The sequence below is a fragment of the Clostridium sp. genome, from assembly GCF_032576335.1.
Taxonomy (GTDB): Bacteria; Bacillota; Clostridia; order Oscillospirales; family Acutalibacteraceae; genus Faecalispora.
In genome coordinates this window covers 119,711-138,644 of sequence record NZ_JAWFXC010000003.1, presented here as the reverse complement: position 1 = coordinate 138,644, position 18,934 = coordinate 119,711, and the positions used below count along the sequence as shown (strand labels likewise).

Sequence of the window (18,934 nt, the reverse complement as noted above, 5' to 3'; positions counted from 1 at the left end):
ACAGCGAAACTGCTGTTCCTTTTTGCTATCATCCTTTACATACTTAAAAATTGCTCTATTTTATTCAAAGAATTCCCATGCTCTTTTGGGGAAAGCTTTAAAAAGAGGATTACGAGATGAATATACGAGATGTGTATGAAGACTATTATCAATATATTTACAATTACGCATTAAAGCTAACCTGCCACCCGGAAGACGCACGCGACCTAACACAGGATACTTTTCTCAAAGCGATGAATAAATTAGGAACTTTAGCGAATGAAAAAGCTTTGGCAAGTTGGCTTAGAACCATTTGTTTTCATGAATTTATAAATCGAACAAAAAAGGACCCTAAAAAATATAGAGAAGTTCCTCTTGATTTTGAAGCATTAGAGTCGGATGGCCTCCGTTTTGTAGAGGTAACACCACAGCCGGATGACGAAATTATCGTTGAGGAAGAAATAAGAAGCCTGCAAAACGGCTGCTTTCTGGCAATGGTGCGAAGATTAACACTTCATCAGCGTATCGTATTTTCGTTAGTAGATATGTACGGGCTTCCGATTGACACTGTTGCTGATATGATGGGGATGTCAAAAGGGGCGGTGAAAGGCTTATTGCACCGCGCAAGAATGAATCTGGATTGCTTTTTTGCGAATCATTGCAGCATTATCGACGAGAAGAATCCCTGTTCCTGCAAAGCATGGTTAACGTTCTCGGAAACACGCTCCAATTTACAGAGCAGTGCTCACAAGCTGATTCATCAATTGGATGCTGGCGAGAAAAATAGCTTTTATAACGAGCAGGTAAGAAAAAAATTGCTATTTTTGTATGCGAACATGCCGGAGCAGAAGCCACCAAAAGAGTGGTACCAAAGTGTTTTAAACGCGCTGTGCTAAATCTTTTTATTTTAGGCGTATCTTTTCCAAATTGATCTTGTCTTTATCTATGTAGAGAAAATTTTCTCAGAAAGAAAGGATGAATCCTATGAAAAAGGTAACCCCCGGTTTTGAAGTACTCCTAAAAGAAACGAATGGAATTGGTCCCGCTCTCATGAACACCATTTTGCTACTATCTGAGAAGAGTGCGTTGGATAAAAAGACTCATGAACTCGCGTACATTTCAGCCTTAGTCGCATCGAAAAACACCAGTGGTCTCCCCTTTCACATTCAGCAGGCGACAGAGCTTGGCGCAACAAAGGAAGAAATAAAGAGTGCAATTCTAGTGCCCTTGCCTATTTTGGGAATACAGGTTGCGGACGGGCTCGCTTATTTAAGCGATATTCCAGATTGACAAGGTATTCCTAACCCGTTTTTACACAGCAAAAAAGCATCCTGCTATTCTGCCGTAATTGGCATGAGCTAGGATGCTTTTCTTATTCCCCTGTCTTTTTACGAGAGGCATGTAATTTATCAATAATGGCTTGCTCCGGTGGGTGCTCCGGGTACAAAAAGTTGCGCACTCGCATTTGGCAGTCTGTGTCGCCGCAATAGTAAAGAATATCGCCCTCGCAGAGTACCGCATAAGGGCCAGGAGAAATCATCATCATTTCACCCCTGCGAATTCCTAAAATAGTTGCGGTTGTATAGTGCCAAAAGTTAATATCAGCAATCGATAAATTCAAATACGGTGTTTTCGTGGTGATTTCAATCTCAAATGGAATAAAGGGATTAAAAGCCTGAAAGCGTTCCGTTCTGTCTAATATTTCAGAAATGGTTTCTGCCATATGCTCGGCTTCTTTTCGCTGACGATCAATGCTTTCCGTAATATTTTTCTTCAGGTCATACAAGGATTTAATATCCATAAATTGCTGAACAAAACGAACCGCGTTGTCGTAAGATAAAATTACAACACCACTGCCTTTAACAACAGATACAATCTCAAGGTCAGACAAAACTGCAATTGCGCGCCGAGCCGTTTCTGGCGAAACACTGTACTGACTAGCCAAAGCCGACCTAGCATACAGCTTGTCGCCTACCTGGTACCTGCGTTCAACAATCTTAGCTGCAATATCTGCCGCTATTTGCTGATATACCGGAGCAGATACCTTGATTTTATGCTCCATGAAATTCGAACCCTTTCGTGTTATCGTCACTTCTATTCCGAATGCTTTTCTGCCAATACAGCAATTCTTCCCCCACTTGCGGCGGGGGAAGAAATCGTTCACTGCTTTTTACTAGTTTATCATTCAGCTGAAGTTTCTTTTTGATACTCTTTCGCTGCACCAACAAATCCTTGGAACAAGGGGTGCGGACGATTGGGGCGAGATTTAAATTCCGGGTGGAACTGTGCACCCATAAACCACGGGTGATTCGGGAGCTCCATCATCTCAACAATACGGTTGTCAGGGGATCTTCCGCAGAACACAACACCAGCGGACTCAAGCTGGTCACGGTAATCGTTGTTCACCTCATAACGGTGGCGGTGGCGCTCTGAAATCAGAGCCTGCTCATCATATAATGCAGATGCCTTTGTGTCGGGCAGCAGCTTGCAGGGGTACTTGCCAAGCCGCATGGTTCCACCCAGCTGAACCACATCCTTCTGCTCGGGCATTAAATCGATAACCGGATTGCTTGTCTGCGGATCAAATTCAGCAGAGTTTGCATCCTCCAAACCGAGCACATGGCGGCTATATTCCACAATTGCCATTTGCATACCAAGGCAGATGCCCAAAAACGGTACGTTATTTTCACGTGCATAACGAATGGCAGTAATCTTGCCCTCGATTCCACGCTGGCCAAAGCCACCGGGAACCAGAACTCCGTGCACTCCGTCAAGCAATTCATTTACATTTTCAGGTGTAATCAGTTCGGAATCCACCCAACGAACATCTACCTTTACATGGTTGCCAATTCCGCCATGTGTGAGTGCTTCTGCAACACTCAGGTATGCATCGTGCAGATCCACATATTTACCAACCATCGCAATGGTAACGGTTTCTGTTAATGCCATCGCCGTGTTCACCATTTTAATCCACTCGGTTAAATCGGCGCCATGGGTATCCAGACCAAAATGCTTACACACAATATCATCCAAACGCTCTTCTTTCAATGCCAGCGGCACAGAATAAAGGAGCGGCAAATCCAAATTCTGAATAACACAATTTTCTCTTACATTACAGAACAAAGCAATTTTCTTTTTCTGATCCTCTGCCACAGGCAGTTCAGAACGAAGAACAATAATATCCGGCTGAATTCCAATGGAAAGCAGCTCTTTTACGCTATGTTGAGTCGGCTTTGTTTTCTGCTCATGTGAGGCTGCCAAATACGGCACCAAAGTTACATGAATAAAGAGGCAATTGTTACGCCCAATTTCTGTTGCGAATTGGCGAATCGCCTCTAAAAATGGTTGGCTTTCTATGTCACCCACGGTGCCGCCAACCTCTATAATTGCAATATCTACGTTCTCTTTTCCGTCTGTAATACGGGTTTTAATTTCATTTGTTATATGCGGTATTACCTGTACGGTTCCGCCGTCGTAATCGCCGTTACGCTCCTTTTGAAGAACGTTCCAGTAAATACGGCCAGACGTTACGTTACTATTCTGCGTCAAATTCTCATCAATAAAACGCTCATAGTGACCCAAATCAAGGTCGGTTTCCGCTCCGTCATCCGTCACAAAAACCTCACCATGCTGAAAGGGATTCATTGTACCCGGATCTACGTTCAAATACGGGTCAAACTTCTGCATTGTCACACGCAGACCGCGCGACTTGAGCAAACGCCCCAAAGAAGCTGCAGTAATTCCTTTTCCTAGGCCAGACACGACTCCACCAGTTACGAACACATATTTTGCTGCCATAATTTCCTCCTACCAACTGCCCTTTTAAAAAATAAATTCCCCATCAAACTGCTGGGGAACACAAATTACCGCATTTTATTATATCGCCTATCCCAGCGGGTGTCAATTGGGATAGGCGATATTTTGTCGGTTTCGTAGGGAGTTCCAAAGATACGAGAAAAATCGACATTTTTTTCCCGGAACAATCAATCCAAATCATTCCAATCTCTATTATTTTTTAAGACTTTTTAGAAAAAGCAACGAAAGTTAAAAACTCACGCTGCTTTCTCTTAGCAATACAAAATCGATATTGGAATAAAGAAACGAAACGATATTAATTCATTTACTCATTTACAGAGATTGACGAATTTGCTCTTCATAAAACTTCTGCGGCTTTACTCCAATCTCAGACCAGCTCTTTTCGCCATCCTTAAACAAGATAACGGTAGGAATGTTCATGATACCATAACGGCGAGCCAGCTCTTGGTTATCATCCACATCCACCTTCAGAACCGTCAGGTTCTCTTCAAACGTTTTTGCGAGCTCCTCCACAATAGGGGCCACCATACGGCATGGGCCGCACCAGCTTGCCCAAAAATCGACGAGCACCAAAGGATTTTCGCTAATTAATTGATCAAAATTTTCTTTTGTAGCATGAATTACAGCCATAATATGAACTCCTTTTCTTAATTGAAATTATCCCTTATATTTTTCTAAAGTTATATTAGTTATCGTAACGTCTTTTATGGGCTTGCTGCCCTCACCAACCTCAACAGCCGCTATTTTATCAACAACATCCAAACCTTCAAATGCTTGGGCAAATACGGTATGACCTTTTCCGGTCGTATTATAAGCACCATCCAGTGTGGGATTTCCACCGTTTTCGGTATACAGTTTTTTATAGGCATCCGAGATTTTACTCATGTCTACCAAATTCCCATATTGAGTAGTAACTGCTTCGGGATTTTGCTTGTACACATCATAACCTTGTTCATAATAGGCCCAACCACCAAATGCAGATGCCGGAGTCTGATTAATAAAAAACTGACTGCCGTTAGTATTGGGTCCGGAATTTGCCATAGCGACCGCACCGCGAAGATTCACCAACGATTTGCTAAATTCATCTTCAAAGGGTTTGCCAAAAGCACTTTCTCCACCCATACCGGTTGCGGTTGGGTCACCGCCCTGTATCATAAAATTGTTAATAACCCGGTGAAAGGTAATTCCATTATAATATCCCTTTTTAACTAGCTGCTTGAAATTATCTACTGTTTTTGGTGCAGACTCTGGGAAAAAACGCAGCTTTATCTCTCCCATACTGGTCTTCATTATAGCAATTTCTTCTCCAGCAGCGGGCTTGTCCAGTTGATACCCCAAAGCTTTCTCTTGCTGATTCGCAGAACTTGAATTTAGCTGTTGTTCTGATGCACTCGAATTCTGCTGTTCCGCAGCGCTGGAATTTTCTTGTTTATTATTAACCTCGTTTTTGGGCTGACTCGCGCAGGCTGTCAGCATCAGAAGAGTAGATAACCCCACTAGTGCGATACGCAATCTTTTCTGCATTAAACCACCTTCCCTTTCACGTCTCATCTATTTTGTTTCATATTTTAGTCTATTTTGTTTTAATATGCAAGCTTTTCCATCCAAGATGGATATGAGTCATACTTTAAGTTTTTCTAAAATTCTCGGAAGAAAAAATGACCGTAAAATTACTGTATCACAACCATTTTGGCTCAAAAAAACCGGAAAGCAGTTCAACCTATGGATTTCAGTATTACTCACGTGTTTTTTTGCATATAGATGTTTTGACCGGAAAAAGGAGGTAAAAGAATGGGCCTGAATACTTATAAACCCGAGGGCTGGAAGATTGACACACCGGAAAACCGGGCTGCTATGGCAAGCATGACTGCCCTAATGGATGCAAGCCGGGACGAAAAAATACTGGAAGGACGGGCGCTAGTTTGTGACAGCATGCACAATTTGCTGGTAGACCTGGGCTGCATGAAGGGACTCATCCCGCGTGAAGAAGGTGCTTTGGGCATTCGCGAGGGAACTACGCGAGACATTGCCATCATCTCACGAGTGAACCGCCCTGTCTGCTTTATCATAACCGGATTCCAAAAGGATGATGCAGGCAACCCAATTGCGGTGCTTTCCCGAAGAGCGGCTCAAGAAAAATGCCGGAGAGAATACATAGAAAAACTCCAGCCCGGCGATGTAACCGACGCACGCATTACCCACCTGGAAACCTTTGGTGCTTTTGCAGACATTGGCTGTGGTATTATCTCATTATTGCCAATTGATGCAATCTCGGTTTCGCGCATTGACCACCCGAGAGAACGCTTTACAGTTGGAATGGATATTCGCACCATCATTAAATCGATGGAGGGAGATCGCATCACACTTACTCAAAAAGAGCTTTTGGGTACCTGGGAAGAAAATGTTGCTTTGTTCCACACAGGAGAAACCGTTGCGGGTATTATTCGCTCCATTGAGCCATACGGAATTTTTGTTGAGCTCGCACCCAACTTAGCCGGGCTTGCAGAAATAAAAGAAGGAATCCAACCCGGGCAACAGGCAAGTGTTTATATTAAAAGCATTCTGGCATCTCGCATGAAAATTAAACTTGTTATTATTGATACCTTCGATTATTCTTACCGTCCGATTCCACCAAAATACTTTTTTAAGGGAGAACACATGGATCGTTTTGTTTACTCACCGGAATGTAGTGATAAGCAAATTGCAACCGAATTCTCACAAACTTAAAATAATCGAAACTTGCCTATTTCATTTTTACTGCAAGAGAAATACCAATTTACAGAAAAAGCCCGCGAAGCAGAGAAAACACTGCTCGTGGGCTTTTTTTATTCTTTCTGCGATTGCAGCCGAAGAATATGTGAATCTATTAACTGCCGAAAGGTATGGTTGTTACCATTCTTTCCATTTTCATCTTTATAATGCAAGGGCTTGTAATACGGAGTTAGCGTTTGCTGCTTTAAAAATTGCAGTGCCTCTTTGCGGCTGCGTGCATTTTCAATAACACCAGCCAGCTTTACGGCATACATCGCATTGTAAGGCTCCAAACGGTATGCTTCTGCTAAATTTGTAAGAGCCGATTCATGCTTTCCCAAGTTCTCTTGTGCCTGCGCCAAAATCATATACATTTCGGCTCGGCTCCTTGCCCAACGGCTAATTGTAATTCCATCCTCTACAATGGTTCCGTATGACAAGCTATCCCATCCAGGGGTTTCAAGGTACTCTTGTGCATATTTTGCGGTCAGCACATTATCTTCGCCTAGCCAACTGCTGGCCGTGGCGGCAATATAAAGCTGTTGCGGTGTTTTGGGTACACCACATAGAGATATCACTTTGCGCAGCCTTTCATGATCGTTCAAAAGCTTTGCGTACAAGCGCTGTGCCTCTTCTTCTTCTTCATAGTCGGCAGGGATTGAGGCCCCAATGAAACGAAATAGAGCTGCCGCTAAATTAGGGCGACTATTTACTGCGGATTCCATTGACAACACCCACTTTCACTTCTTCGAATGCCCCCATTATAACATAAATCATTCCGTGAGTATATAAGATTCCCAATTGTATTTGCACAATTACAAAGCAGATAATTCTTATCATACTATGCAGTACCCCTACATCGAACGTCTTCGATATAGGGGTACTTTGGCACAGTGAATTATTCCTCAATGGATGATTCTACAAAAGCAAATTCTCCATTCTCATAATTGCATACAATCTGCGTTCCCGCACGCACTTTCCCTTCTAGCATCAGCTCGGAAAGGCGGTCCTCCAGCTTTGTTTGAATCGCACGGCGCAATGGGCGTGCCCCGTAGATGGGGTCAAAGCCTTCTTTTGCAATTTCAGCAATTGCACTCTCTGAAAATTCAGCAGAAATACCGATTTCACTCAAACGCTTCTGCAAAATCTTGAGCATACGGCCTGCAATTTCACGAATGTTTTCATCCGAAAGCTTGTGGAATACAATAATGTCATCCACGCGGTTTAAGAACTCTGGGCGGAAAGTACTCTTCAGCTCCCCAAGCACCAGCTCTTTTACCTTTTCGCTGTCGACTTTTTGAATATCTTCCGATGCAAAACCAAGGCTGCCCTTTCTCTCGGTAATCAGGCGCGCACCAACGTTTGAGGTCATAATGATAACAGTATTTTTGAAATCAACCTTTCTTCCCTGTGCATCAGTGAGTCTGCCGTCCTCCAAGATTTGTAGAAGAATATTAAATACATCGGGATGAGCCTTCTCAATTTCATCAAACAGCACTACGGAATAAGGCTTGCGGCGAACCGCTTCGGTAAGCTGACCGCCCTCATCATAGCCTACATATCCGGGAGGCGAACCAACCAGACGAGAAACAGTATGCTTCTCCATATATTCGGACATATCAAGACGAATCATCGCATTTTCATTCCCGAACATTGCTTCTGCCAACGCCTTTGTCAGCTCGGTTTTACCAACGCCAGTAGGCCCAAGGAAAATAAAGGAACCAACGGGGCGCTTGGGGTCTTTCAGGCCAACACGGCCGCGGCGTATCGCTCTGGCAACGGCACTTACTGCCTCCTCCTGCCCAACCAAACGCTGGTGCAGAGTCTCTTCCAAATGGAGCAGTCGTTCGCTTTCCTCTTCGGTTAGCTGCACAACCGGAATTCCAGTCCATACGGACACTACATTGGCAATATCTTCGGGCGAGACTTCTCCACCTTCGTGAGAACGCTTTTCGGTCCACGAGTTCTTCTGATTTTCCAGCTCATCCTTTGCCTTTCTCTCTTCGTCCCGCACCTTAGCAGCACGTTCAAATTCCTGCGCGTTAATGGCGGCAGATTTCTCCTGCTCCAATTCCTTAATGCGCTTTTCCAGCTCCTGTAAATCCGTAGGTGCGGTAAAGGCACGTAGGCGAACACGAGAAGACGCTTCATCCATCAAATCGATTGCCTTATCCGGCAAAAATCGATCTGCAATATAACGGGAAGAAAGCTTAACCGCTGCTTCAATCGCTTCGTCTGTAATTCGAACCTTGTGGTGAGCTTCATAACGGTCACGAAGCCCTTTTAAAATCTCTATCGCTTCCTCTTCACTCGGCTCACCAACCATTACCGGCTGGAAGCGGCGCTCCAAAGCAGCATCCTTTTCGATATATTTACGGTATTCATTGATGGTTGTTGCACCAATCACCTGAAAATCGCCGCGGGCGAGCGCGGGCTTTAAAATATTAGCCGCATCGGTAGAGCCTTCTGCAGAACCTGCACCAATAATGGTGTGCAGCTCATCGATGAACAAAATGATATTACCTGCGTTGCGAACCTCATCCATCGCAGTTTTGATTCGTTCTTCAAAATCACCACGATACTTCGTGCCGGCAACCATACCAGTTAAATCAAGTGTGATAACCCGTTTGTTTTTCAGAAGCTCAGGCACCTGACCCTCTGCTATCTTTAAAGCAAGCCCCTCTGCGACGGCTGTTTTGCCAACGCCAGGCTCACCAATGAGGCAAGGGTTGTTTTTGGTGCGGCGAGAAAGAATCTGAATCACTCGCTCAATTTCGGTTTGTCTGCCTATTACTGGGTCTACGCCGCCTTTTGCTGCAAGTGCGGTAAGGTCCCGACCAAACTGATCAAGCGTTTTGGTGCCACCTTTGCCGCCCTTACCCGACGAAACAGATGGCATACCAGAGCCAGAAGAAGATTCTTCCCCACTGCTCAAAGCAGAGCTGATTTCGTTTAGAATGTCACTGGTCTTTGCACCAAGTGACTGGAGGAACCGAACGCCGTAGCTGTCGCCCTCCGATAAAATTGCGATGAGCAAATGCTCTGTTCCAACGTAGTTATGACCAAGCCGTGCCCCTTCCATTACTGCAATTTGCAGAATTCGCTTGCTGCGGGGTGTAAAATCATCGGCAGAGAGGTTGGTTTTGGTTCCGGTACCTATTTTATCCGCCATAAGCTGTTCCATTTTTGTTGCGGTTACTTGCAGCTTATTGAGTACGGTGGCAGCAACACCCGATCCTTCTTTTAAAAGACCGAGCACAATATGCTCACTGCCGATATACGTATGCCCTAGGTTTTCCGCCGATTCAATGGCCTGATTCAGAGCGGTGTTGGCTTTTTCTGTAAATCCGTTAAAACGATACATAGATCGTCCCCCCTTTTTCATTTCAAAAAGATGTTTTATTTTATTTCTATTTCCATACTAACTTGCAATCAGTTTGCAAAAGAATCTTTGAGCCGCTCAGAAACAATTCCTGCCCGCAGTGTATCCCTTTCGGTGGCGGTCATTTTCTTCGTCAGCATCATCGTAGCCGGTTGCACCTGCACAATTAAACTATTAATAGTGTCGTATGAAATACCGGTGATAAGCTCCGTTGCTACTCCCATTCTCACATAAGAAATCAGCCGCATAAATTCGTCGCTTCTTAAAACACGGGCACTTTTTAATATGCCTATGGAGCGGAAAATCTGGTCTTGCGCTTCCACCGTCTTGACCAATTCGGTTCGGGCGTTTTTTTCTTGCGTAATCAATTGCTCTGCAATACTTTTTAAGTTTGCAATCGCCGCTTGCTCGCTAAGCCCAAGTGTGACCTGATTGGAAAGCTGATAAAAAGCCCCTATCGGCTCACTGCCCTCCCCGTAAATACCACGTATCACAAGTCCGAGCTTAGAAAGACTGGAAGCTACCCGGCGCATTGCACCACTCTCTTGCAGAGCCGGCAAATGCAGCATTAAAGAGGCACGCATACCGGTACCAATATTTGTTGGGCACTGTGTTAAATAACCCAGACTCTCATCGAATGCAAAATGCAGGCTCTCGTTGAGCAATGTATCCACACGGTCTACCGTTTCATAAGCGCCCTCCAAATCAAGACCCTCGCACATGACCTGAATTCGCAGATGATCTTCTTCATTAATCATAATTGAAATGGTTTCATCTTGCGTGAGTAACAAGCCTCTACCGTTTGGCGTAGAGATAAACTCCGGGCTGACCAAATGGCGTTCCACCAAGGAGACTGCCTCGTTTTGTCCAATGTCATCTAAGCTAATATAACGAAAGCTGTTTGAAATAGAGCTGTTGCCGCGCATTACGGCATCGTGCACCGCTTGCTCTACTTTCGCACGCTGGTCGGCGCTCATCTTAACCGGGAAAGGGTAATCCTGCAAATTTCGTGCCAGCCTTACACGGGTACTAATAACCACGTCGGCCTCCTTGCCACTTTTCTCGTACCATTTCATCATTCTTTGCCGCCCCCTTCCAGTGTTCTGATTTCATCACGTAGAACAGCTGCACGTTCAAAGTTTTGGCTTTCAATTGCCTGTTGAAGCTCTTTCTTTTTCAGGTTTAGCTCCGTTTGTTGCTCTTGTGGTGCAACACTCAGCTTAGCCTCCGGTGTTACCCGGAGTGCTCGACTGCTGGGATGCTTGCCAAAGTGATTTGTATTACCATGGATTCTTTGTATGGATGGCATCAGCCTCTCACGGAAGGTATGGTAGCATTCCGCGCAGCCAACCTTACCGCTCTGCGCTATCTCACCAAAGGAAGAACCGCAGCCCGGGCAGCGTTCGGTATCTGTCATTTCAGGACCCTGACTCCCAAAAAAACTGCCTAGTAAGCTGTTAAAATCTAATGAAAATGGGTACATAAAATTCCCGTACCCCGCCTTTTGGGCGCATTCCCCGCAAAGGGCATATTCCGTTAACTCCCCATTCACAATAATTTTCACATAGGTAGTGGCCGGGTTTTTCCCGCACATCTGGCATTTCATAACAATCCCTCCTACATACAATAGTCGAAAATCGTCTCCCGAGCTCATCTTTGGTAAGGAAGACGTTATAGCTTTACTCACAATTAATTAAATTCAATATTTTAGATCTGTGTCATCAGCATATGCTTAAAAATTGCTGCGCGAAGCACATCCCGCTCTTCTTTTAAAACATTTTGGTAACAACGGTCATTTAAAGCTGCTGCCATAATCTTTGCCGCTTTTTCCGAAAGAATATCACGCTCAAGCAAATTTGTTAACATGATTCGAGCCGTTGCACTGTCAAGCGAATGCCCTACGGCGTTTACTGTGTGCATAATGGCACTGCTTGCATTCATTTGTATTTGTGTAATGCGAATATATCCGCCTCCACCGCGGCGGCTTTCTACCAAATAGCCCTGCTCCGGTGTAAAGCGCGATGTGATTACATAATTGATTTGGCTGGGCACACACCCCAGTGCAACTGCCAGTTCATTTCTTTGTATTTCTGCTTTTCCATTCTCTTCTTCTAATAATGCCAATATATAGTTGGCAACATGATCGCTCATTCTCATGATACCCATCCATCCGTTTTCTGATTTTGACTTTCTTTGACTTTGTATTTTCTATTATATAACGTCTGTTTCTATAGTCAAAGTCAGTTAAAGTCAATTTAGGCTGATTTTCGCAAATAGTAGCAATTTATCTTGCTCAGCATATTATTTTCTAAGGATTCTTAATGGTTTCTTATAATTGCTGCACCGCCCTTTTAAATATATTCATACGGGCGAAATTCAATTGCTGAGAAGAGATGAAGCGGAGATTTTTCAGCAGAAAATATTGCAGTAAAATTATTGTAACACCATTTCTCCGCACGCAATATACTATAGTGTAAACCGAAAGGAGGAATACAATAATGTGTAACAATAACTTTGGTGGTGGCGGTTGCTGGTGGATCATCATTTTAGTCCTTCTGTTCTGCTGTGGCGGCTGGGGTGGCTGCGGTGGCGGATGCGGTAATGATTGTGGCTGCAACAACAACAACTGTGGTGGCTGCGGCGGCTGCGGCTGCTAATTCATCGCTCTGCAAACGATCTAACCCGCACACACAAAAAGGGAGCTGTGGAAAACCCACAGCTCCCTTTTCTCATATGTGTTACAACTCATGTTTTGTTTTGTACAAAAGAAGTGCCTGCGCCAATTGATCGGGACACGAGGTATTTCTGCGCCCGCAGCGAATCCCTTGCAAGCGAAGAATCACATCATCTACTTTCATTCCCTGCACAAGCGCACCAATACCTTGGCTGTTCCCATCGCAGCCACCAATAAATTCAACCTTTTGCACCGTATCCTTCAAAACATCGATTACAATTTTTGAAGAACATACCCCACTGGGGCGAAATTCATACAGCATTGCTTTCCTCCTCTCTTTCATCTTACGATACATAATGGAAAAGAATTTTTCATAGAAAAATTTCTTTCGTTTAGAAAGAGAAAACCAGCTTGCAATACCCTGAATTAGCCGCCTGATTTTATTTTGCGGCTTCTCTTTCTCAAAGCATCTAATTGCTCATCGGGAGTGGTGAATGCCCCAAGCCCACAGGAATGAGAAGTATACATACCGTGAAAATCAGAACCACCCGTCATAATTAAACCACGCAGACGCGCCAGAGCCATATATTGAGGAATATCCTCTTCCTTATGGGTGGGGTGCCAAACCTCAATTCCGTCAATTTCTCCGCGCTCTGCGAGCTCCAGCATAAGGTCATGACCATCGTATTGGCCGGGATGCGCCATGATGGCTACGCCGCCCGCCTCATGAATCTGCCGAATTACATCGTGTACATCGGGATATTCAATCGTACTGTAAGCAAGCCCTCCACGTGGGCTAAACAGCTTGTGGAACACAGAACCAAACATTTCAGTGGTATATCCCGCATCAATCAAAGCGTGCATAATGTGCTGTTTATAAATATTGGTGCAGCCTTGCGCACGACGCAAAAACATATCTGCTGGTATTGGGTACAACCGCATTACCTTTTGCATCATAATATTAGCCGCTTTTTTACGCGATTCACCAATCCGCTTACAAAGGCCCTCGAGACGGTCCGGACTTTCGCAATCGTAACCCAAAATATGTACCTTTCTGCCACGAGCATTATCATAAGCAGAAATTTCTATTCCGGGAATTACCTCAATCCCTTGGCGATCTCCAAATATTTTTGCTCTCGTTGCTCCCGCAAAGGTATCGTGGTCTGTTACCGCTATGGTAGAAAGCCCCTTTATTTTAGCCAGCAACACCAGTTCATCAATGGAAACCGCGCCGTCTGACATTCTTGTATGACAATGTAAATCCGCTGCCATTTTTATCCCCCTCTTATTTTTGGTAAGTAAATAATAATTTTGTATTATAATGATTATTAGATTATTTGTAATTATTTTCTTTATTTATTTCGATGAGAACACAGGAAAAAGGGAACAAACCTACGCTCTTAGAGCCCAGTTTGCCCCTGTTCCTTACAAGTCATTTACCTTAGATAAAACGTTTCTCTAAGTGACCAAAGAAAGAAGCCTTCGTAACAAAGCTTCTTTCTCAATAATTGAACTATTCAAAACCTTATTTTCTAAGAAGAAGTTCCGAATTGAATTTTTTTGCTGAAATAAACAAGAGCAGTACGTCCACAATAAACAATACAATTCCAGCGATTAAAGTCCATAAAGCCTCTACGTAAATCAGCCCCGTAAACTGTGCAATCATAATCAGCACCAGCGGCATTACAATAAACCCTGAAAGCTGCATAGATTCTAAGTAACTTTTTGAACGGCCAGAAAGAAGAACCATGAATATAACACCGAAGATTGTAGTAGCAGGTGCAAGTACAAAGACGAGCGCTAACCAATTCCAATTTAAGAAAAACGGCATTTTTAAAATCAAATTCCCGGCTCCTACTACAATTGAAAAAACAAGAAACGAAATCGTTGAAATAACAAGGGAAAGCGCTGCACAGCCAGCTACCTTTGCCTTAAAGAGACTGCGCGCTGAAAGCGGCGTAAGGAGCAGTGTTTCCATCGTTCCCCGTTCCTTTTCCCCCACAAAGCTTGCGGCCGCTGTTGTTGTGGAAGACATGAGTGGAATCATTAAAAAGAACATGGGACAAACCATATTTACCATGAGGTAAAACATGGACTGCTTTAAATCAAAGAAAGCAATAAGTTCCTGCGGCATGAGCTTCATCATGTTATCTACCCCATTGAGTTGGTCCGCAGGGGCATACATTACCAGTAAAAGATAAAGTATTGGCAAAACCACAACCATAGTAACTGGAAGAGCAATTAACGTGCCGCGAACACTACGCAAATGCCACACTTCATGAAAATCTTTCTTTAAAACAGCGAGTTCAGAATTAGACAACAGCTTCACTTTGCCACCTCCTGACTTTGCAAGAAGGAAAAATAAACATCCTCTAGTGTGGGTCGAATCAGTCGCGCCTCATATACAGGAATATCCTGCGCTATTAAATCCCGCAAAATTGCAGGCATCTCTGCTTCCGAAGCAATTTCCGTTTCCCAATACTCACCATTTTTCTCAAAACCGGGTAAAGTTTGTTCCGTATCGGTAAGAATACCTGCTTTTATATGGCAGCCGGCACCTTCGCATAAAGTAGTAAAGTTCCCTTGAAGAACCATTTTACCGCGATGCAGAATTCCATAGGTACTGCATAAATCTTGCGCATAACGAAGCTGGTGCGTACATAAAAAAACAGTCACACCACTCTTTTTTGCAAGTGAGGTTATCATTTCATTTACAGCTTGCGCCGATTCGGGGTCAAGCCCACTGGTAGGCTCGTCCAAAAAAAGCACCTGAGGCTCGTGCATTAACGCACGAGCCAACGATAGACGCTGCATCATACCAGTAGAATACTGATTTGCTTTTTGTTCACGAGCCTCCCAAAGGTCAAGGCTACGGAGAAGCAGCTCCGCCCTCTCCTTTGCTTGCGCACGTACTAATCCGGCTGTTTCGCCGAAAAACTCCAAATTCTGTTCGCCCGTCATAGTGCCGTACATGCGGGCCGTTTCTGTCATAACACCGCAAAGGGCATGAACCTTTTCCGGTTCCTTTAGCGGGGAAAGCCCCATTACAGAGCATTCACCGGAGGTAGGCCGCAGCAAACCGGTTAATAGCTTTACCGTAGTCGTTTTTCCTGCGCCATTTGGGCCGAGAAAGCCACAAACACCACCCTGCGGAACTTGAAGTGTTAAGTCCGAAAGAGCCTGTGTCGTTCCATTATACGACTTTCCCAGAGATTGCGCAACAATCGCACTCATAAACCCGCCCACCTCCATTTTATTCTATTATGCCCTTTGCTCCATATGAATCTTCGTTAAATCGTGAATCTCTTCCACATTTTCTTTTATACCGCGCTTGTCGGCGGTAGCCAAAAGCTTCTGGCGGTTTTTCATCAGCTTCTGTACCGATTCCACACCACCGGGGCCTGCAACACAGCCGCCTTCGCAAGCCATACCCTCAATCAGGTCTTCCTTCATACGGCCGGCATTCATCACCATAAGCTGTTTTTTGCATTCTTTCGCGCCACTGCACTTCACGCAGGAAACCTCTTTATCAAAGCCGTCCTCTGCAAGAGCAGCTTCCACAGCCGCAGTAACACCACCGCTAACTGCAAAATTCTTACCCTTGATGCTACCGTCTTGCTCATTTTCAACTTCTAGAGTTTCTACTTCAATCTCTTTTGCGTCAAACATTGCAGCAAGCTCTTCAAAGGTCATTACATAGTCTGCGGTATCTTCCGCTTTTTGAATTTCAAGCTTCTTCGCAACACAAGGGCCAAAGAAAACAACTAAAATATCCGGCTCTTTCTCTTTTAAGTACCGCACCGTTAGAGTCATGGGAGACGCTGTATGTGAAATATTAGGCTCTAATTTCGGGAAATGCTTCTCGATCATATCTACAAAAGCGGGGCAGCAAGAGGTAGTCATTTTCTTGCCTTCTTCAACGGCCTCTTTTAGCTCCTGCGCCTCATGGTATGCGGTTGCATCGGCACCCAAAGAAACCTCAACTGCTTCTGCAAAGCCAAGGCGACGCAAGCCTTCCTTTAGCTGCCCTACATTTGCGGTACCAAAATGACCCTCAATTGCAGGTGCAAAAACGGCGTATACCTTTTTGCCAGACTGAATTTCTCGAATCACATTCACAAGGCTGGAACGGTCTGTAATTGCACCGAACGGGCAGCCTGCCATACATGCACCGCAGCTAATGCAACGGCTGTAATCAATCGCTGCCATACTGTATTCGTCCATTGTAATGGCATTAACTGGGCAGGAACGCAGGCAAGGACGCATCGTATCCGAAATGGCATTGTAGGGGCATGCAGCAGCACAGCGGCCGCACTCCTTACACTTAGCGGGGTCAATATACGCACCGCGGCCGGTAACGCTAACCGCACCGAAAGGACATGCCGCAACACATTTTTTTGCCAAACACTTCTGACAGTTGTCCGTTACATTAAAACGGTTAATCGGACACCCTTCGCACGCAGCCGGTACAACACCAATTACTGCATTTTCTTGCTGGCGGGGAAGGTCTTCACCACATGCTGCGGTAACACGCTCACGAATAATTTCGCGCTCACGGTAAATACAGCAGCGGAAGGCAGGCTGCGGACCGGGAATAATCTCATAAGGAATATCCCCCAAGTGCTCTGACAGTTGATTGTCAAAACTCATACGAGCCACCGAAGATAATACTCGGTACTTAAGCTGTTTTGCGTCATTGTCATACTTCATGCTAAAATCCACCCTACTTTTATCATTGTATTTTTATGGCGTACAGTAAAAATCATAAGAAACGTTCCGCCCTTTATCTAAAATAGTGCGGAACCGTTTCGTTTTATCATTGTGATTATTATAACATTACTAGTGTATAATAACAAGAGAGAAATATAATCTTCATGCAAAAAAAACATAAAAAAACCATAAATGAATACTCGAGTAAAGTGCACAAAAAACAGCGCTTATTTCTGTAATTCGCTTGAATTATAATGAGTGAATTCGTAGGATTTTGTTTTTCTCTTCCGCTTGCGAAATTTGTAATAAATGAATAAATATTATTTTTTATCAAAAGAATCATTTAAATACATGTGTGTTTCTGTGAAGTACACTTTTCTGTTTCTTTTTTAAGTTTACTATCTTGATTGTTGTTTGAAATGATAAAAAGAAAATGTAAAAAAACAGACGACTTATTTACAAACTCCAAATCAATTTACACCTAAAAAAGCTCTTACCTCTTCCAATAAGGACAAATATTTTCCATCTGAAACACCCACTAATGTAAAACCCTCAATGTCTTGCAAAGTGATTTCTGCGGAAAGGGGCCTATTGAGAAAAGGGTATCTTGCTTTCTCTCGCATAGATGGAGAAAAATAGCCATAGAAAAATTCATTCGTTTTATCCGTTTCTTTATTTAAGAAAAAAATGTAATCACGATTCGGCTCTGAGGGTCCATAATCGAGTAAATAATGAACCGTTTCTCCATTCATTTCTTGGGAGTAATATGTTTCCGCAATTTTTATTGTTTCGCCTTCTTTTACATTCCCCTTAAAAACTTTTGAAATTTTAAAAGAAGATACGGTAACACCATAAAATGCTGTATCATTTTTATTCGGATCAGGATAATACAGCTTTTGTTTTGCATCATCTAAAAGAGTACCAACCACAATATAATCAGATAGATTACTCAATTCTTTTAAATTGGAAGCATCATAAATATAACACAATCGTTTAACTACACACCTACTACTAACAGGTATTTCTTGTAAGCTAGTGTCTGTAAAAACTGTTGTGGCTGTATTACAAGAAACCAAAGATGTTAAAAAGAAAAGCACGGTAAACGAACCTAACATTTTATATTTCATGAGCGCATATCACTCCATTAATATTATTTTAGAGGTATATTAGTGAACGACACATTCTAATCTCCAAATTATACCATAAAGAAATAAAAAAATAATATTTTAATTAATTTTTTCTTGCATTTTGTGATTATTTATAGTACAATGCAACTCGAAAAGAAAAGTAGGATCAAAGCCTATTTTCAGTGAAAGTAAATTTACTTTCGCAGCAACAACTTTTTTTGACCATTTCTTTTGCATACTGCAGGAGAAATCAAACGCCATACGGACAGCTGGGTCAAAATGCCGATTGGCAACTTTCGTTGCCTTATTGATTGAGCCGTTGCTCAAATTTTATAAGTTGGTTACTTAAAACCGTGTGCATTCGCACATTACGCTTGTGAAACAATCAATAAGAGTAGTAAAAGTAAGTTATTGCTATATAGACTCTGATTCTCTGTGCTTTTGAATAAATAATAGCGGATATGTGCATACCCTTGCGCATGAACCGCTCAAAAT

20 protein-coding genes are annotated in these 18,934 nt (G+C 43.5%); 4 read left to right on the top strand and 16 right to left on the bottom strand.

Going from position 1 to position 18,934, the window contains the following annotated elements; translation table 11 throughout:
- Positions 1–116: 116 nt before the first annotated feature.
- Both E7L17_RS04580 and E7L17_RS04575 read left to right on the top strand, forming a co-directional pair.
- Positions 117–875 carry an RNA polymerase sigma factor gene (locus E7L17_RS04580; protein WP_316322082.1) on the top strand — a complete coding sequence of 253 codons (759 nt, stop codon included), beginning with the start codon at positions 117–119 and terminating at the stop codon, positions 873–875.
- 88 nt (positions 876–963) lie between these two features.
- Entirely contained in the window at positions 964–1,269 is a 306-nt protein-coding gene (locus tag E7L17_RS04575; RefSeq protein ID WP_316322081.1) for a carboxymuconolactone decarboxylase family protein, read from the top strand.
- Between the two features lie 82 nt (positions 1,270–1,351).
- Here E7L17_RS04575 and E7L17_RS04570 read toward each other — a convergent pair whose 3' ends face one another.
- The 4 genes from E7L17_RS04570 to E7L17_RS04555 all read right to left on the bottom strand — a co-directional run bounded on the left by E7L17_RS04570 (position 1,352) and on the right by E7L17_RS04555 (position 5,319).
- Positions 1,352–2,041: a GntR family transcriptional regulator gene (locus tag E7L17_RS04570; protein ID WP_316322080.1), complete on the bottom strand. Its 690-nt coding sequence runs from the start codon at positions 2,039–2,041 to the stop codon at positions 1,352–1,354.
- A gap of 119 nt (positions 2,042–2,160) precedes the next feature.
- A complete protein-coding gene (locus tag E7L17_RS04565) occupies positions 2,161–3,777 on the bottom strand; it encodes a CTP synthase (RefSeq protein WP_316322079.1) in 1,617 nt (538 codons plus the stop codon).
- A gap of 330 nt (positions 3,778–4,107) precedes the next feature.
- Positions 4,108–4,425 (bottom strand): thioredoxin, encoded by a 318-nt coding sequence (gene trxA / locus E7L17_RS04560; protein ID WP_316322078.1) that lies wholly within the window; start codon positions 4,423–4,425, stop codon positions 4,108–4,110.
- Positions 4,426–4,452: 27 nt separating this feature from the next.
- Entirely contained in the window at positions 4,453–5,319 is an 867-nt protein-coding gene (locus E7L17_RS04555; protein ID WP_316322077.1) for a peptidylprolyl isomerase, read from the bottom strand.
- A 267-nt stretch (positions 5,320–5,586) separates the two neighbouring features.
- Here E7L17_RS04555 and E7L17_RS04550 point away from each other — a divergent pair, with 267 nt between their 5' ends.
- On the top strand, positions 5,587–6,522 hold the full coding sequence (locus E7L17_RS04550; RefSeq protein ID WP_316322076.1) for a S1 RNA-binding domain-containing protein: 936 nt from the start codon (positions 5,587–5,589) through the stop codon (positions 6,520–6,522).
- A 98-nt stretch (positions 6,523–6,620) separates the two neighbouring features.
- On the opposite strand, the gene E7L17_RS04545 is transcribed toward E7L17_RS04550, so the two are convergent.
- The 6 genes from E7L17_RS04545 to E7L17_RS04520 all read right to left on the bottom strand — a co-directional run bounded on the left by E7L17_RS04545 (position 6,621) and on the right by E7L17_RS04520 (position 12,085).
- On the bottom strand, positions 6,621–7,271 hold the full coding sequence (locus E7L17_RS04545) for a hypothetical protein (RefSeq protein ID WP_316322075.1): 651 nt from the start codon (positions 7,269–7,271) through the stop codon (positions 6,621–6,623).
- Positions 7,252–7,386: a hypothetical protein gene (locus tag E7L17_RS04540; RefSeq protein WP_316322074.1), complete on the bottom strand. Its 135-nt coding sequence runs from the start codon at positions 7,384–7,386 to the stop codon at positions 7,252–7,254. Before E7L17_RS04540 ends, E7L17_RS04545 begins: the two co-directional genes overlap by 20 nt.
- Positions 7,387–7,444: 58 nt before the next feature.
- Entirely contained in the window at positions 7,445–9,910 is a 2,466-nt protein-coding gene (locus tag E7L17_RS04535; RefSeq protein WP_316322073.1) for an ATP-dependent Clp protease ATP-binding subunit, read from the bottom strand.
- Between the two features lie 68 nt (positions 9,911–9,978).
- Positions 9,979–11,007, bottom strand: a complete 1,029-nt coding sequence (locus tag E7L17_RS04530) for a protein arginine kinase (protein WP_316322072.1) — start codon at positions 11,005–11,007, stop codon at positions 9,979–9,981.
- Positions 11,004–11,534, bottom strand: a complete 531-nt coding sequence (locus E7L17_RS04525) for a UvrB/UvrC motif-containing protein (RefSeq protein ID WP_316322071.1) — start codon at positions 11,532–11,534, stop codon at positions 11,004–11,006. Before E7L17_RS04525 ends, E7L17_RS04530 begins: the two co-directional genes overlap by 4 nt.
- Before the next feature lie 101 nt (positions 11,535–11,635).
- The gene (locus tag E7L17_RS04520) at positions 11,636–12,085 is read right to left on the bottom strand and encodes a CtsR family transcriptional regulator (RefSeq protein ID WP_316322070.1); all 450 of its coding nucleotides are present in this window, start codon (positions 12,083–12,085) and stop codon (positions 11,636–11,638) included.
- Between the two features lie 341 nt (positions 12,086–12,426).
- Between E7L17_RS04520 and E7L17_RS04515 the strand changes: the two genes are divergently transcribed.
- Positions 12,427–12,585: a hypothetical protein gene (locus E7L17_RS04515; RefSeq protein WP_316322069.1), complete on the top strand. Its 159-nt coding sequence runs from the start codon at positions 12,427–12,429 to the stop codon at positions 12,583–12,585.
- A gap of 81 nt (positions 12,586–12,666) precedes the next feature.
- On the opposite strand, the gene E7L17_RS04510 is transcribed toward E7L17_RS04515, so the two are convergent.
- From E7L17_RS04510 to E7L17_RS04485, 6 genes are all read right to left on the bottom strand, one after another.
- Entirely contained in the window at positions 12,667–12,924 is a 258-nt protein-coding gene (locus E7L17_RS04510; RefSeq protein ID WP_316322068.1) for a TIGR03905 family TSCPD domain-containing protein, read from the bottom strand.
- A gap of 104 nt (positions 12,925–13,028) precedes the next feature.
- Complete coding sequence (locus E7L17_RS04505; protein WP_316322067.1) at positions 13,029–13,874, bottom strand: PHP domain-containing protein; 846 nt, start codon at positions 13,872–13,874, stop codon at positions 13,029–13,031.
- Between the two features lie 253 nt (positions 13,875–14,127).
- Positions 14,128–14,931 (bottom strand): ABC transporter permease subunit, encoded by an 804-nt coding sequence (locus E7L17_RS04500; RefSeq protein ID WP_316322066.1) that lies wholly within the window; start codon positions 14,929–14,931, stop codon positions 14,128–14,130.
- Positions 14,928–15,836: an ABC transporter ATP-binding protein gene (locus E7L17_RS04495; RefSeq protein ID WP_316322065.1), complete on the bottom strand. Its 909-nt coding sequence runs from the start codon at positions 15,834–15,836 to the stop codon at positions 14,928–14,930. Before E7L17_RS04495 ends, E7L17_RS04500 begins: the two co-directional genes overlap by 4 nt.
- Positions 15,837–15,863: 27 nt before the next feature.
- Positions 15,864–17,312: a 4Fe-4S dicluster domain-containing protein gene (locus tag E7L17_RS04490; protein WP_316322064.1), complete on the bottom strand. Its 1,449-nt coding sequence runs from the start codon at positions 17,310–17,312 to the stop codon at positions 15,864–15,866.
- A 470-nt stretch (positions 17,313–17,782) separates the two neighbouring features.
- Positions 17,783–18,439, bottom strand: coding sequence for a hypothetical protein (locus E7L17_RS04485; protein WP_316322063.1), 657 nt, complete (start codon positions 18,437–18,439; stop codon positions 17,783–17,785).
- Between the last annotated feature and the right edge of the window lie 495 nt (positions 18,440–18,934).